This is a genomic window from Flectobacillus sp. BAB-3569 (assembly GCF_002270355.1).
Lineage (GTDB): Bacteria > Bacteroidota > Bacteroidia > Cytophagales > Spirosomataceae > Flectobacillus > Flectobacillus roseus.
In genome coordinates this window covers 355,574-371,633 of the sequence record NZ_NJFZ01000005.1, presented here as the reverse complement: position 1 = coordinate 371,633, position 16,060 = coordinate 355,574, and the positions used below count along the sequence as shown (strand labels likewise).

Annotated in this window: 12 protein-coding genes; 1 reads left to right on the top strand and 11 read right to left on the bottom strand. The window is 37.1% G+C overall.

Annotated features, from left to right (window positions below; translation table 11 throughout):
- Positions 1–35: 35 nt before the first annotated feature.
- The gene (locus BWI92_RS05285) at positions 36–1,172 is read right to left on the bottom strand and encodes a glycosyltransferase family 4 protein (protein WP_095161075.1); all 1,137 of its coding nucleotides are present in this window, start codon (positions 1,170–1,172) and stop codon (positions 36–38) included.
- Positions 1,173–1,336: 164 nt separating this feature from the next.
- Here BWI92_RS05285 and BWI92_RS05280 point away from each other — a divergent pair, with 164 nt between their 5' ends.
- Complete coding sequence (locus BWI92_RS05280) at positions 1,337–4,345, top strand: HAMP domain-containing sensor histidine kinase (RefSeq protein ID WP_095161074.1); 3,009 nt, start codon at positions 1,337–1,339, stop codon at positions 4,343–4,345.
- 6 nt (positions 4,346–4,351) lie between these two features.
- On the opposite strand, the gene asnB (BWI92_RS05275) is transcribed toward BWI92_RS05280, so the two are convergent.
- From asnB (BWI92_RS05275) to BWI92_RS05230, 10 genes are all read right to left on the bottom strand, one after another.
- Positions 4,352–6,217, bottom strand: coding sequence for an asparagine synthase (glutamine-hydrolyzing) (asnB, locus tag BWI92_RS05275; protein WP_095161073.1), 1,866 nt, complete (start codon positions 6,215–6,217; stop codon positions 4,352–4,354).
- A 3-nt stretch (positions 6,218–6,220) separates the two neighbouring features.
- Positions 6,221–7,321 (bottom strand): glycosyltransferase, encoded by a 1,101-nt coding sequence (locus tag BWI92_RS05270; protein WP_095161072.1) that lies wholly within the window; start codon positions 7,319–7,321, stop codon positions 6,221–6,223.
- Positions 7,322–7,345: 24 nt separating this feature from the next.
- Positions 7,346–8,413 (bottom strand): glycosyltransferase, encoded by a 1,068-nt coding sequence (locus BWI92_RS05265; protein WP_095161071.1) that lies wholly within the window; start codon positions 8,411–8,413, stop codon positions 7,346–7,348.
- Positions 8,404–10,251, bottom strand: coding sequence for an asparagine synthase (glutamine-hydrolyzing) (gene asnB, locus BWI92_RS05260; protein WP_095161070.1), 1,848 nt, complete (start codon positions 10,249–10,251; stop codon positions 8,404–8,406). The genes BWI92_RS05265 and asnB (BWI92_RS05260) overlap by 10 nt, the downstream gene beginning before the upstream one ends.
- A 3-nt stretch (positions 10,252–10,254) precedes the next feature.
- Positions 10,255–11,526 (bottom strand): hypothetical protein, encoded by a 1,272-nt coding sequence (locus BWI92_RS05255; protein WP_095161069.1) that lies wholly within the window; start codon positions 11,524–11,526, stop codon positions 10,255–10,257.
- A complete protein-coding gene (locus tag BWI92_RS05250; RefSeq protein WP_141234691.1) occupies positions 11,499–12,833 on the bottom strand; it encodes a hypothetical protein in 1,335 nt (444 codons plus the stop codon). Before BWI92_RS05250 ends, BWI92_RS05255 begins: the two co-directional genes overlap by 28 nt.
- Positions 12,778–13,767: an NAD-dependent epimerase/dehydratase family protein gene (locus BWI92_RS05245; RefSeq protein ID WP_095161067.1), complete on the bottom strand. Its 990-nt coding sequence runs from the start codon at positions 13,765–13,767 to the stop codon at positions 12,778–12,780. Before BWI92_RS05245 ends, BWI92_RS05250 begins: the two co-directional genes overlap by 56 nt.
- A gap of 37 nt (positions 13,768–13,804) precedes the next feature.
- Positions 13,805–14,305 carry a hypothetical protein gene (locus BWI92_RS05240; protein WP_141234690.1) on the bottom strand — a complete coding sequence of 167 codons (501 nt, stop codon included), beginning with the start codon at positions 14,303–14,305 and terminating at the stop codon, positions 13,805–13,807.
- A 37-nt stretch (positions 14,306–14,342) separates the two neighbouring features.
- Complete coding sequence (locus BWI92_RS05235) at positions 14,343–14,738, bottom strand: glycosyltransferase family A protein (RefSeq protein ID WP_095161065.1); 396 nt, start codon at positions 14,736–14,738, stop codon at positions 14,343–14,345.
- Positions 14,739–14,985: 247 nt separating this feature from the next.
- On the bottom strand, positions 14,986–16,038 hold the full coding sequence (locus BWI92_RS05230; RefSeq protein ID WP_095161064.1) for a Wzz/FepE/Etk N-terminal domain-containing protein: 1,053 nt from the start codon (positions 16,036–16,038) through the stop codon (positions 14,986–14,988).
- Between the last annotated feature and the right edge of the window lie 22 nt (positions 16,039–16,060).

Below are 16,060 nucleotides of genomic sequence, written 5' to 3'. Positions count from 1 at the left end.
TGGGTAAATTCAATGCAAAGTTGGTTAAAATTGTCTTATTTACCGCATAGTAAACGATGATATAGTGCAATAAAAGCTTGATTGAGATGCGGCTCTGTGTAGTTATCCACAACGACTTGCCTAGCATTATATCCTAAAAGATGTCTAACTTTAGGTTTTTCTAGCAGATAATCAATCTGTTGTGCTAAAGCTTCAATATGCCCAATGGGCACAATCAAGCCATTTTTATGATGTTCAATTAAGGCTTTACATCCATCACAATCACTGGCTACAATGGCTCTTCCAACCGCCGAAGCTTCCAAAAGTATGCGTGGAAAACCTTCATGATAGGATGGTAATACAATGATATGGGCTGTTTGTAAAAATGGTAGTATGGGGGATTGGGCTCCTTTCCACATAATGTAAAAGTTATCCACATTGGCTTCAAGCTCTTGTTGGGTCAATGCGCTAGGATTGGCATTGTCGATAGGACCAATAAGTTCAAAAGTAACTTTCCCTTCCCACTTACTCCGAAGAAGCTCTGCAGCTTTAATAAAATCCCATACACCTTTATCTTTCAACATTCTTGCAATAAGGCAAACCTTTAAAGGCGTTTGTATTGACTCTGGCGTATATACAAAGTAATTAGTATCTATACCTGTACCTTTTATAAAGTTGATTTGCAGGCTTTTTAGGTGGAGAAGTTGCTGGAAAAACTGAGCATTTTGTTCATTCTGAAAAAGAAAATGTTGATAACTTTTTCTAAACATGAAACCCATAAGAAAGAATATCCTTTTTAAAATACTTTCCTTGTTTTGAGATAACGCCGAACCTAAACCTGCAACAGCATTGAGAACAATACTATTACCCAATCCCAAACGAGCAATACTTCCAAGTAAGATGAGCTTAATACCAACATGATGAATAAGGTCAGGATTGATTTGATGATACAATTTTCGAAGAAGCCATAATTCCTTCAAATTCTGCAAAGGAGACTTACTTCCACGATCTAATTGAAGATCATAAAAATCAATGCCAAGGGATTCTATGTAACTGCGTTGACCTGTGTTTTTGGTAATGAGACTTACCCTAAACCCCTGTTCAATACATGCTAAAGCCATTGAAAGGCGATGTGACACAAAGAAGTAATCAGCATTAACGACAAAAAGTAGGTGTGAATTTGATTTATTCATAGAAGAGTGACGTAAATGATGTAGAAGCGTTAAATAAAGAAAGTAGAAGTTTTTTACAGTAATACTATAAAATTGGTTTATTATTTGTTAGAGTTCACTACGATTACTTACCCTAAATAATTAAAATAGCTACTTTCCGCATAGTCAGGCTATTAATTAAAAATATGAAAAAAAGTGTACTAGCGTATAGGAACCGTCGTCGCCTAGAGTTTGTCCTTTGTTTTTTGAAAACTCTATTAATCTTCCTATTATTTGAAGAAAACCTTGCTTATGGGCAACCGCTTCCAAGTTTAGATAAACGTTATAATATTGAGACGTTTGACGAGTCAAAAGGTCTCTTTAATAAAGACATATATGGACTTGTGTTTGACAAATATGGTTTGGGCTGGCTAGGTAATAGCGATGGACTACATATATTTGATGGGAAGCGTGTATACTCCTCAAAGGGTTATCTAGGTATTGACAATCCTTTACTTAATCAACCTGTAAAAGCACTAATTTATGATAGTAAAGAGCATAAATTGTTGGTGTTTAGTTTTGCGGAAGGTAAAACCAATATCTATGTCTTACATTTGGATAGACTTAGTTTAAATTTATCACAACCTCCACTGACACTAATGATATCAAGGCACGGCCCCCTTGTAGGTTGGCCAATCTACGATCGTAACCGTATTTCTTGTATTATTAATGGTACTCCTACATTTTTAGATATTAAAAACTTTCAGATATTCAAAATTCAGATAAGTACTCTTGAAGGGAGGGTCTTTTTTAAAGACCTTGGAAATCGATTAATATTAGATGCTCGTGATGGATATAACTACCAAGTTTGTAGTAAAAGTGGTAAAGTGCATCTTAAATACCTAAATAGATATGATATAATTGGTGCCGAATTGATAACTAACAGCACCTTGTTTTCACATCTATATAGCCCACTAAATGTAGCTATAGCAAATAAAAAATTGATAGAGAGTATCATTCGGTCAAATAGTACTCTAAAATACCCTACTGGTTTATTTCAAGGTATCGTAAAAGACCCTTTAGGTAATTTCTATCTATGTAGCCGAGACTGGGGCTTACAAAAGTTATCTATTAAAAGAGATCTAGCTAAAAGGATTAAATCAACAGATGAAACAAGAGCTATTTTCTATCAAAAAAAATTTGAGTATGGTTGGGTAGCTACAGCGAGGGGAATGCGAATGTTTTCTCTAAAAAAAGGTACCATTCCTCTACTTAATGTGCTTAAAAATAGGAATAAACCACTTTTCTACTATGAATGTTCAGTTTCAGTAAATGACAGTTTAATTTTATTTTTTCCTCTTTATCCACAAAATAATCCTAGGCACCAAGCAACACTAATAAATAAGAATACGAATAAAGCTAGCCTCATTTCGTTGCAATATCCTGATACAATTAATCATGATAACAAAGATAATTACCTACAGTTTACAATTGCTACTTGTAAAAAGGCTGCTGATGGTAACATTTATTTAGGCACAAATCGTGGTTTGTGCACAGCTCAATTTAAAGGAGATAGAGTGCTTATCAAACCAATAGGTATCAGAAAAAATGATCTCATCTTAAATATTTTGGATTCCAAGAAAGCTAAGCATTTAATATTAGCAACTGAATTAGGATTATACGAAGTAAACTTATACACCCAAAAAGTAACACAACTTAAAAAAGGTAGTTTTCTCAGTCTTTTAAACTATTCAGATGGATGGGTTGCGGGTAGCAGACAAGTTGGAGCCTATTTTTTTGACAACAATAATAAAGTCATTGGACATCTAAATACAGATAACGGACTCAATTCAAATACTGTATATAGTATTTTGTATGACCCTAAATTTTATACTATTTGGTTAGGGACAGGTAATGGCCTGACAATGTACAATCTCAAAAACTTCCTACTCAAAACTTATTTTGAAAAAGATGGTCTGGTTCATAATGAGTTTAATCGTGAAAGTACCTATATGATCCCGGAAGATAGTCTTATCCTTATGGGAGGACTCGCTGGCATATCAGTAATTTCGAATCGAAATTACTTTTTTTCTGACATTAATAAAATAAAACCTCTGGTTTGGGGCGTAGATGCTACCTATGATAGCAATCAGCATCGCTTTTCCTTTATTTCATCTGGAAGGTTAGCGTCGAAATTTGCACCAAAACTTCGAAAACTTGTATTTCATGTTGCCAACTTTGCCTCAGAGCAACAGCTTTATGGAGTACTTTATAGAGTGGATAATGGCGAGTGGTTGAACCTAAAACAAGGCGAAGATATAGAATTGTTAGACGTGGATTCAGGAACACATAAGTTAGAAATAAAAGGAATGACAGCAGATGGCAAAACAAGCCCCATTAGCATCATTGAATATGAGGTGTCTCAAATATGGTACAAATCTTGGTGGGGAATTTCTCTTTTTACGCTACTAGGAGCATTATCAATGATTCCTTTGTTTTTGATTCGAAATAGAATCGTTCAAGTAAAAGCAAAAGAGGAGTTATACAAAAACCGTGAAAAACTCTTTGGAATGATAGCGCATGATTTAAGAAGTCCATTAAGCGCCTATCAAGGCTTGGCTGGAGTGGTCAACTACCTCATTAGCAAACAAGAATGGACTCAATTACAAAAAATAGGACAAGAAATAGATGATACGGGTCGTCACTTGGATTTAATGCTGAACAATCTGCTTAATTGGAGTTTAGTCCAGCAAAAAAGCCTAAAGCCTATTTATCATCATACTACAATCGGGACAATTATTCATGAAATGTTGCCTGTATACAAAACTGTAGCAGGTAGTAAGGATATTACTTTAGATAAGAATATCGACAAAGAGGTAACCATTAATACCGATGCCAATTTGTCTGCTTTAATTATTAGAAACCTTTTGGATAATGCTGTGAAAAATGCTCCTGAAAAAAGTACGATCAAAATAGAGATTACCAAAAAGGATAAAAAACTCACGCTATTAATCGAGAATGATTTCCATGAGCATAAACTACCTGTTGTTACTGATATTGTTGCCAATATCAACGATCCCGAATGGGAACTTAAAAGAGGCGTTGGTTTAAAATTTGTGATGCAAACCTTGAAACTACTTAAAGCCTCTATTCAAGTTTCGATTTTGAACAACAAAAACCGAATTAGATGGTATGTTGAAATACCAGAACCTTAAACTCAACTAATTCCTCACTGAGTCATACCATTTTTGGAAACAGTAAATACTCCATAGTTGAAACTTATATCTATGAGGTTTTTGAAGGAAAAAACGAACTTGCTCAGACATTTTTGAAGCGTTGAAAATGCCTTGTTTTTTTAGGAAGTCAACACAGGTCAGCATCAAAAGCTCCTTTTTAAGACTTGTACTAAGCCAGCTTGCTATTGGAACTTCAAAACCTTGTTTTTTCCCTTGCTGAAAACTTTCTGGAAAAAGCGTTGAATGATAGGCTTTCAATACATATTTAGTAGTTCCCTTCTGGATGAGTAATGAATTGGGAAGTTTTTGTGAAAACTCCCAAAGGCTTTTTGACAAAAAAGGTGTTCTGTATTCGATAGAAGCACGCATACTCATACGGTCTGTCTTAACAAGCATATCTCCTTCCAACGCGACTTGTTTGTCCCAAAGTCTCGCCAAAGTCAGTGGATTATCTTGTGGAAATGTCTGAAATAGTCTTTGTAATGTATTAGGCTGGTATTGCCAATGGGGTAACAATAATCTATTCAGCATAGAGTTCCGCATACCCATTTGACTAATATTCCATATATCTTCGGAAGGATTTGAGCCTATTTTTTCGAAAAACTTAAGGAAGGTATTTACTTGAGCACTATCTGGTAACTGATGCAAGGGCAGATGACTAATACTTTTCAAAAGAGGTATATATCTTCTAATTTTTTCAGCCCAAAATGGCATCAAATATCGCTGATAACCCCCAAATACTTCGTCAGCACCATCGCCACCATACATGAGTTTTATATCATTTTTGACCCACTGATGGACGGTATCGCTAGCAATCGCTGAAGAGTCAGCATAAGGCTCGTCAAAATAGCAAAGTGTTTCGCTAAGTTGTTTTTGTACTTGTGCAAAATCTAATGGAATAATCTCATGCTTTAACCCTAAATATTGAGCTATTTTTTGCGCTGCAAAACTTTCATCTTGTTTGTTGGCCTGTGTTTGTAAAGAAAAACAGCTAATACTGGGGTTCATTTCCTTAAACCAATATGCCAAAATACTCGAGTCGATTCCTCCGCTGAGTAATAGCCCTGAGGCATGATTGGTACATATCTGTTGTTGTACACTTCCTTGAATCAATCTATCCAAAATGAGTAGGGCTTCGTGATGATTGCAGTGTGGAGTATATTCTGGCATTTTCCAAAAATCGACTGTGCTAACCTGAAGTGTTGATAAGTCTATACTCAAATATTGCGCTGGCATTACTTTCAAGATAGATTGATAAATACTTAATGGCGCAGGAATAAAGCCTAGTCTGAAATACCAATTAAGTGCTTCTGGACTAATGGATACTCGTTCTTTGTTAAGTACTTCCAAGCTCGTCAAAAGTCCTTTTAGTTCGCTCGACCAAATCACAAATTGATGGTTGATAAAATAATACAAAGGCTTTTCGCCATTAATATCTCTCGCCAGAAAAAGCCTGTTGAGCTTGAAATCTATAATCGCAATGGCAAACATTCCTTCGAGATACTCAAAACATGATGTCCCCCAATGTAGATAGGCTTTCGCCAGCACTTCGGTATCTGACTTGGTACTAAATTGATACCCCAAGTCCATTAAGGTTTGTCTGAGAGCTTGATAATTATAAATTTCTCCGTTAAAGCATAAGCAAAAGTCTTTCTCATGCCAAGGTTGTTTGGCAAAGTCAGCATCTACAATCGCTAAGCGACGCATTCCCATACCCATAGTCGATTCTGTATTTATCCAAATACTGTCATCATCAGGCCCTCGTCGAGATAATTGCTGATTCATATTTTTTATTAACCTAGGCATAGACTCGATAGGTTGTAGCGCTATAATTCCATTAATTCCACACATATTTTATTCGGGATAAAGTAATGACAAATGCCAATCATCGTATTGCTGGGCAATTTTTGTAATATGAAAATGCGCCAAAACTCGTTCTCGTAAGTCTAATCCAAGTTCAATACGCTTTTCTAAAGGCATAGATAATACCGAAAGCCAAGCCTCCGCTAGTGCTTCAGGACTTTGAATTGGCACAATCAATTCAGACTTTCCTACAAGTATTTGTGCATCGCCTGCATCAGTACATACACAAGGAATACCTTTCATCATGGCTTCTCCAACTACATTTGGAAAACCCTCAGAATGGGAACTCAGTGTGAAAATATCAAAGGTTTCAAGAATTTCGTCAAGGGTGCTTTGAGCTTCATGCAGTTCGATATACTCGTTTATTTCAAACTGATCAATCCATTCCTGTAGTTTCAGATTTGCAGCATTACAGCCTTTCCCCACTAATACAAATCGACAATTGGTATTTTTCTGAATGAAAAGGTTTACAGCTTTTAGAAAAGTGTAATGGTCTTTTTCGGGCGTAAATCGTGCTATCATTCCAACACGCATGACAACATGATTTGGGAGTGCGACAAGGCGGTTATCCACAAAGCCATTGTGGATAACTTTGATTTCCTGACAAAATCCAGCATGATGATGTTCTTCGGCTCCTCGTTGAGAGCAACTCACAATATAATGTGGGATAAAACGAGCGCAAATTTTTACCAGTAGAAAAAAAGCCCTTTGAGACCAAGACGTCACCCCACTCAAAGTATTTCGAATATTCCACACAATGATAGGGCGATAAGGTAAAAAAAAGGTTGCTATTCCGCCCAGCAGATTGGCATGATATAACCAAGTATGAACAATGTCAGGACGAAGTTGGCGGAGGACATGATGGCATTCAAATGTGATAAAGGGAAGATTATACCAACGATTTTGAAAGGGTAAAACAACGACCTCTATCCCCAAAGATTGAATAGAGGCTAACAAGTCAGCCTCCGAAGTCAAGCATATTACCGATGGAGTAAACTCTTTACGATTAGAATATTTCAGCAATTTATAGAGCATATTTTCGGCTCCGCCTATGCCTAAGCTCGTAATAATATAGGTGATTTTGATGGACATAAGTTGATTCAGCAGTTTTAGGTGTCAGTTATTATTTTCAGTAAATAACTTTTCATATATAGACATAACCGTGTTTAATTCAAATGGAGGTAGATTTTGCAAGAGTTTTTGGGTTGAAATTGGATTTGCTAAAAACTCTGAAATTGATTTTGCAAAACTGGTTATATCATTTACCAGAAAACCATTTTCCCCTGAATGAATAATCTCAGAAGTTCCTCCAGAAATAGCAAAAGCAATAGGCGTTATCTCCAAGCATAATGCTTCCAAAATGACATTGGGAAATGCCTCCGAATATGAACCTTGTAGGTATATATGAGCGCTTTTGAGTAAGGGAAAAGGATTTTTCAGTTCTCCTGTCAAAATCACTTTTGCTTCCAGTTGATGCTGCCTGATATATGTTTCGATAGTATTTCTTTCTTGCCCTTCACCTACGATATAATAACAAAATGGTATATCGAGCAAAGTCAATGCTTCCAAAATTCGCAGATGCCCTTTGATGGCATCTAGTCTTGCAATAGTTATAAAAATGGGACCATCAGGAAGGTGGTATTCCAGTGGCTTCTGAGCCAGCTTCCTAACCAAAGTGGTATTAATGGGATTAGGAATAACCAAAGTTCTTGGTGCAATTTCGGGTAGATATTGGATAATATGCTGCTCCATCAAAGCTGATTGCACGACCAACAAATCGATATTGCTGTACAAATACTGCGATAATAATTTTTGAGAGGGACTTAGCCATTCGAACAAATAATTAGACTCACGAGCGATAAGCTTACAGGAAGTTGGGATAAATGGTTTTAGCAAAATCATTAATCTTGTAAAATCTAACACACTAAAAATATAATCAGGTCGCTCTTTCCAAATCAGTTTCAGAAGCATTATCCAAGTATATCTAACTCTACTTTTACCAAAAATGGTAATAGAGACGGGAGTATTGGTAATAGGATAAAATGGGATTTCTTTTGAATTGACACCCAGCAGTATATCAAACTTCTCGCCATCCCAATGATTAATGAGTGTACTGATAACTTTTTCGGTGCCCCCACATGCCAGACTGGGAATCAGAAACAATATTTTAGGTTTTATAGCCATCGATTGTACCAAAGTTGAAATTGCAATAGGTGCCAAAGTGTAGTAGTATAGCTGTCTGAGCCTCCATAAAAATGCTTGATATAGCGATTCACAGTCGCTGTATTAAGTAATCTGTGTTGCTCCAGTGCAGAGGTTGTCAATGTATCCAACACCAGCTCTTTCAAAGAACCTCTCAGCCATTTACTTAATGGGACACCAAAACCCTTTTTAGGTCTGTCCAAAAGCGCTTGAGGAATTTTTTGATGCGCTAATTTTTTCAATAAATACTTTTGTTCAGAACCATTGATTTTGTACTGACTTGGCAAACTCGATACCCACTCTACCCAAGGATGATGCAACATGGGTTCACGTATTTCGAGCCCAACAGCCATGCCTGTTCGGTCAGCTTTGACCATCAAATCATCTACCAGATACTGAGAATAATCCCAATACAACATCGCATGAATGGGGTCATTGGGAAAAGCCTTCCTAAAAGTATTTTCTGAATTTGGACTAAAATCTTGTACCAATGACGGGACTAAATTGCTACTGAGCGACTGACTCACAGCATCGAGTATCCAAAGAGGATTTTGAGGATGTGATAAAATATGCCTCAGCTTGACGCATTTGCGATGTTTAAACGATTTTAGCAGTACCCTAACAACTGAACTTGGAGCATATTTTAATCCTTGAAAAAGCCTTAAACTTTGTACATAACGGGGATATCCCGCCCAAAGCTCGTCGCCACCCTCAGCAGATACCACCGCTTTGACCGATGACCTCACTCGCTGACTTAGTGCCAAACATGCAGCCGCAGAACTATCACCAAAGGGCTCATCGAATACTTCGGGCAATTGTGTTGTGAGATATAAAGATTCTCGGTTTTCTAGGATAAATCCCTCAAATGGGATGTTCAAATATTGAGCAATTTGTTGAGCAAATGGAACCTCACTATATTCATTTTCTTCAAAACCCAAACAATAGGCTTTGTGAAAATTGCTATGCTTACGCGCATAATACGCTACTAAGGAACTGTCATAACCCCCACTCAAATACAACCCAATGGGATGGTCGGCGGTCATTCGGGTTTGGCAAGCAGTATCGAGTCTTTGGTCTAATTCATGAAGTAAGCATGATTCGGGGTGATATTGCTTTACAGTTGGTTGACTAAAAGAATCCAAAATCGACCAATACGTTTGATAACGTGAGGTATTTTGTGGCAAGTCAATCACTAAAATCTGCCCTGCTCGTACTTTATGGGTTTGTTCAAAAATACAATGCGAACTAGGAACATAGCCATACTGAAAATATAGTCCCACAGATTGACTTTGTATTTTTCTTGGAAAATCAGGATGTGCCATTAAGGCTTTGAGTTCGGAGCCAAATAAGATTACATTTTTTGATTGATACACATATAATGGCTTTGTGCCAGCCCTATCTCTTACCAACATCAATTGTTGATTTTCCTGATTATATAAGCCAAAAGCAAACATACCAGTCAATTGCTGAACTGCCATTTCGCCCCAATAATCAAAAGCTTTGACTAGGACTTCTGTATCAGATTCACTTTCAAAAAAGTAACCTTTTTGTTGAAGAGTATGTCTGATTTCTCTAAAATTGTATATTTCTCCATTAAATACCAATACCCAATGCTTCCATCGGTAGGGTTGCGAAGCCAAAGTACTATCGTCCAATAGCGACAAACGCGTATGTCCCAAACCTATCTGATATAAAGGCATAGATTTCCAGTATTCTCCAACGGCATCAGGACCACGATGACTCAAAGATGAATACATTTGTTGGAGTATTTGACGAGAACTTTTGTATCTAAAGTCAACAAGTCCAGTTATTCCGCACATATTTTAGTTTGATTTAGGATGAGAACTATTCCATCGAATTTTAATCAGAGAAAAAAGCCAAGGCACTACGGCAAAAATCAAAACTCGTTTTTGTAAGTATAGTTGAAACAAAAGATTATTTCGATGAATATAAAAAGCCCATATCGAGAAAAATAAAGCGATAATGACCAAAGAATAGCCCGTTGAGCGCTTGATAAGAAGATTCCCAAGTACCAAAACGATATGGTAAAAAAAGACAAAAACGATTAAGGTAATCCAACCACCACTTGCCCATATATCTCCCCAAATATTGTATGCTAAGCCATATTCAAGTTGTGGAAACAAATCTTTTTGGCTCAAATAATGGCTATTAGACTGCATTCCTAGCCAATCGCCACCAATTATCAATTGTCCTACAATATCCACAGGATGATACCAATCTACCTCTATTCCTTTACGCAAGGTTTCTGACAAATTTGCCTGAATAGCGGCAGGTTCGCTTACTACAAAAGCATGAAATAATACGTCTTGCCAAGAAGGATAAATTTCTTCAAATAAATCCATGCGATTGGCTTGTAATAGAGGTAATATCAGTTTTGAAATAAAGAAAATAGCCACCAAACTAATGAGCAACAGCGTTTTGCCTAAGTATCTCCAATGACTAATATAGCTCACTAATCGTTTGGGCTCATGCTGTGTCGATAACACTAGTAATGCCAACACCACAAAAGCTGAAGAAGAGCGATTGCCTCCCCAAAACAAATCCAAACCTAAGAGTACTACTGCTAGTATTTGGTAAAATCGATACCCAGCCTTGAATGCTATCATGGCCAGTAAACTTGCACCCATCGCCCAGAGCACGCTCCAGCGGTCGGCTTGATGGCTAAGGATTTCTTGAAGTTCACCTTTACTTACTTCCGCACGATTCAAATACAAATCAGGAAACTGAATCAATGAGCCCGCCAAACCCAATACGCCCATCATCAGTGCTCCTAGAGCTAAACTAGGCTTAAAATCTCCTTTGAGAATGATAGATTTATCTTGTAAAAAACTATCATTTATCAACACTGTAAATAAGTTAATCCCCAAGACCAAATCATAAACCCAATAACAAGGGGGGTAAATAGCGGTAGTTTCATCGGTATTGTATGGATTAATAATCAAGCCCGAAAAACCTGGAATAAAATAAACCAAGGAACTAAAGAAGGACAAACTCAAAAAATCAAATAGGCGTTTCGTAAAAATGTAGTAACAAGTTCCGATAAAACTTAAGCCATAAAATAAGGTTTCGAACATATCAGGGAAGGTATAAAACGTGTTTCTCGAAAAATATAATTACTCAACCAACATTGCCATATTCCTGTAATCCAAGCGCTCAAGATTGCACCATATATTCCCCAATGAGGTACTAAAAGATAACTAAAACAGACTCCCAATAGGCACGAAATTACCTGAATGGGTATCATCAAATGGGTCAAATTATTGGTAAACAAAAAGCTTGAACGAGCCATGTCTAACATATAAAATACCAGATTGCCAGAGATACCCACAATGAGCCAAGTCAACTGTTTTACCCCTAAAACTCTTTCCAACATAGGTGCACCAATCCACATCATTACAACCAAAACAATACTCGTTCCCAAACTTATTTGAAAGTATTGACGCATTTGTTTTAAGAATAGCGTTTCTGACATTCGTTTCGCCTCAATCATGCGCGGGTACTGGTGGGTAAATAACAATACTGGGACAAAATAGCTGGCTTCAACCAGACGTAAAGCGGAACTATATCTACCTGTATCAGCTAAGTTCAACAAGCTTGCTAGTAATAATACATCCATTTTGGACTGGACTAGCCCAATGATTTTACTTACAAATACAGACCATGCTCCTTTGCACATTTCTTGTACTAATTGCCAATGAATTTGCCATTTTCGCAAACCTAGTCCTTCGCGTTTGACCAACCAACAGTAGACTAATATTAAACCCAAACTACAACCGAGTTGAAGCCACAGAAAAACAGAAAATGAAAATGGTTTTATCTCTACACAAATGACCTTACAAATTCCTGCACAAATGGCATAATAAGCATTTACTTGGTTGATTAGGTAGGGCTTTTTAATAGCATCAAAATAAAAGTAAACCACATGAAAGGGCGTTGTCAACAAATTGCCCGCTTGTACCCATATGAGATTTTTCAAGAATGAATATTGTGGAAAAAATCCCCTAAAGCTCAGTCCACAAACAACAAACCCTAATACAGACAATAACACCGCCATAAATGCCACGCTCCCCAAAATCGGTTCTACCTTTCGCCCTTCTACGATGGCTTTGATAGTCCAATCTTTTAACCATATTCCTGAAAAAACACTAAACAACCCATGATAGGATACCAACAAACTAATACTTCCCCAATGTGAATCATCCAGATGCCATATAAGCCAAAGGCTACTGATAAAAGTCACGCCCAATTGTATCACATACCAACCTAGCTGACTCGAAAGGCCTGTTAGTTGTAGCTTGTACAAGCTTTGTAGTTTTGGGAAAAAGCTAAACATGGATTTTCTGTGCTTGATACCAAGAAACTGTTCGACGAATTCCCTCATTGAAATACACCAAGGGTTGATAATTCAAGTATTTCTTCGCTCGACTTATATCGGCTTTGCTATGCAAAATATCTCCTTGACGAGGGTTTTCATACTGAATTGGCAATGTTGCCTCACAGCAAATATTAACAGCATTCCACACTTGATTTAAAGAAATGGACTGTCCACAGGCTATATTAAAAAAACGATAGTCTTGAGAATTAGTCAAAAGCGCCAAGATATTGGCATATACCACATTGTCGATATAAGTAAAGTCTCGGCTTTGCTCTCCATCGCCAAAAATAATCCCAGCTTTATCCTCCAAAACTGCTTGAATAAATTTGGGAATAACAGCGGCGTAAGGACCATCGGGATTTTGTCGTGGACCAAATACATTGAAATAGCGCAAACCAATCAAATCTTGTTGGTAGGTATTGGCAAAAATGTCTGCATAAATTTCATTGATACGCTTGGTTGCAGCATACGGAGAGAGAGGTTCACCAACTGTAATTTCTTGTTTGACATCATCAAGCAAACTCCCATAAACGGAGGAAGAGGAGGCAAAAATCATTTTTTTGACTTGAGCTTTTTGCATAGCTACCAATAAATTTACAAAACTATTAACATTGGCCTGATGCGTACTAATAGGATCGTGAATAGAACGTGGCACCGAGCCAAGGGCGGCCTGATGAAAAACAAAATCAATGCCTTCACAGGCTTTTTCGCAGATAAGCCGATTTTGTAAATCACCTTCAATTAACTGACAATTGGCAAACCTCAAGGCTGTTTGAATATTTTCAAAAGAGCCTGTTGAAAAGTTATCCACAATGACAACTTTTTGGGCATGGTGTTTTAGTAAAAAATCCACCAAATGAGAACCAATAAATCCAGCGCCACCCGTAACTAAAAAGCTACTTTGCTGAATCAGTGCAGAAAGGGGTTGTGATAGAGTCATAGAACAATTTTTATGATATAAATAGATGTTGTAAAAATTACTTGAACAGACGATATAAACGTATTAAGCTACGGAGACCTATTTGTCGTTTAATCCAATAGGTAATTATTTTTCCCAAAATTGGACTTGATAATAGATGAGCAAAACGTAGTGCCGTCTCAAATTGCTGAGAAGTAAAAGCTTTTAGACAATAGCTTAAAATGCGTTTGTCCAAAGCCTTATATTCTTTCCTGTAATCAAGTGTTAGCTGTGTACTCAAACAAACCCTATATGCCGACTCTAACAAGCCTTTTTCGGCATAGTCAAAACCAGAAGTAGCGGAAGTTGGCACACGCCTTACTTGCATGAGTACTTGGGGCAAATATGCATAATGACATATTCGGGATGACCTTAGCCAAAAGTCCAAATCTTCATAAGCCAGTTGTTCGTTATATCCGTCCATTTGCAAGAGTAAACTTCTTCGTATCATCATCGAAGGGGCAGGGATAAATGATTTTGACAGAAGTTGGAGCCAAATATTTCCGCTTGGAGGAGGCAAATTACCAAAGGTTTTACCCTTACTTTTTCCTTGTTCATTAATCCATTCGATGTTTGAATAGATGACGCCAACTTCTTCTGTTTGTTTTCGAAAACTGAACTTGTTGACTTACACAGTGTGGCAACAAAATATCGTCAGCCGAAAGGTCTATTATGTATTTTCCTGCGGCTTGTGCAAAGGCTCGATTAAAAGCTTTACAAATACCTAAGTTTTCGGAATGATAAGTGACTTGAAAATGATGCGTATTGTTTTGACAAAAGTCCTGTATGCGACGAGCACTATCGTCGGAACTTCCATTATCTGACACAAAAACTTCGAGATAGGGGTAATCTTGAGACATAACAGAGCTCAACGTCTGTTCGACAAACGCAGCCTGATTGTAACAGGTACAAATGATTGAGACAAGGGGTAAATTATTAGGTATAGTATTCATGCGTTTCTCCAATTTTCAAATAAATAGTCATGGAGTTTTCGCAGTAGAGCAGGTCTGATAAGATATTATAGGTGTGTTATCTAATGATTGGGCTTTCGGCTTTCAGCCATGAGCATTCGGTAAAAAGTTTCTGAGGAAGCTTGTATTAGTACTATTCTGATTATGAGCATATTCTAATAACTAATCTACTATTGACTGATTATCTTAATATTAAGACTTTATTCTGAAAAAGTCAAATGGACAATACCTAAGAAAATAAAGTTGATACCTTAAAATGTTTAAAAATCAGGATGAAACAAGCAATCATTCCTCCCAAAATCATGAAGGCTAGTACCATAACCGTACGTTTGGGTTCGCTTTTTTTGAGAGGTACTTGTGCTGGTTCGAGTACCTGAAAAACAGGGGTATCATGTTGAACTTTCACCCTTGATTCTTCGAGCTTTTTACTCAATTCAGAAAATAAAGAAAAGGTGAGTTCTGACTCCTGCTGAAGCTTCTGTTCTTGCTGTTTGGCCGTATTCAAAAACAAACCTCGGTGACTATCCTGATAAGAGGAATAGCGCTGTAGGGCAAGTTGGTATCGTTTCTGCGCCTCTTCAACTCTTTTTTCTAGAAATACCACCTCTTTTTGCGTTTTCTCAAGGCGATACTTTTTTACATATTCGTTCAAATAATCTTGAGCATATTTTACCACGATAGTAGCCACCAAAGGGTCTGGCATTTTAGCACTAATGCTTATTACGCCTGATTTTTTATCTAAAGAAGCAATAATATTTTCTTTTAAATCCTTCAAAATAGCCACTTCTTGCTTGTTCAATAATAGCGAACTTTCGGGTGCTTGTTTAGCCGAAACGCCCATAGTTTCTGAGGAGCTTTCTCCAAAAATTCGATAGGATAATTTTTCTTTACGAAGACTATTTAGGTACTTAAACAAAGACGTTTTCTCTTGTGTTTTTGCCACTAATACAGGCGTTTTGAATGTACTCAATAAAAAAGGAGTGCTTTGCAAAATAGGAGGATACAAATCTGGTCTGATGGCCTCGGTACTGTTCAAATTATCCAAATCAATGCCTGCTAAGCCTGCCAAAGACTTAAACTTATCCAGACTTTCGATATTTTTAGTATCTATTTCTGGTAAAATTTTGACTTCGGAGGTATAAAGATTGGGCAAGGAAATTGCATATAAAGCCCCTAAAATTCCGAATGAAAGACTCATGAGCAAGATAAAACGCTTGCCCTGAACCAACCCCGAAATAAGGTCTTTGATTGATATGGTTATATGTCTTTTATTCGTGTCCAAATGAAAAAGAGAACAAAAGGTG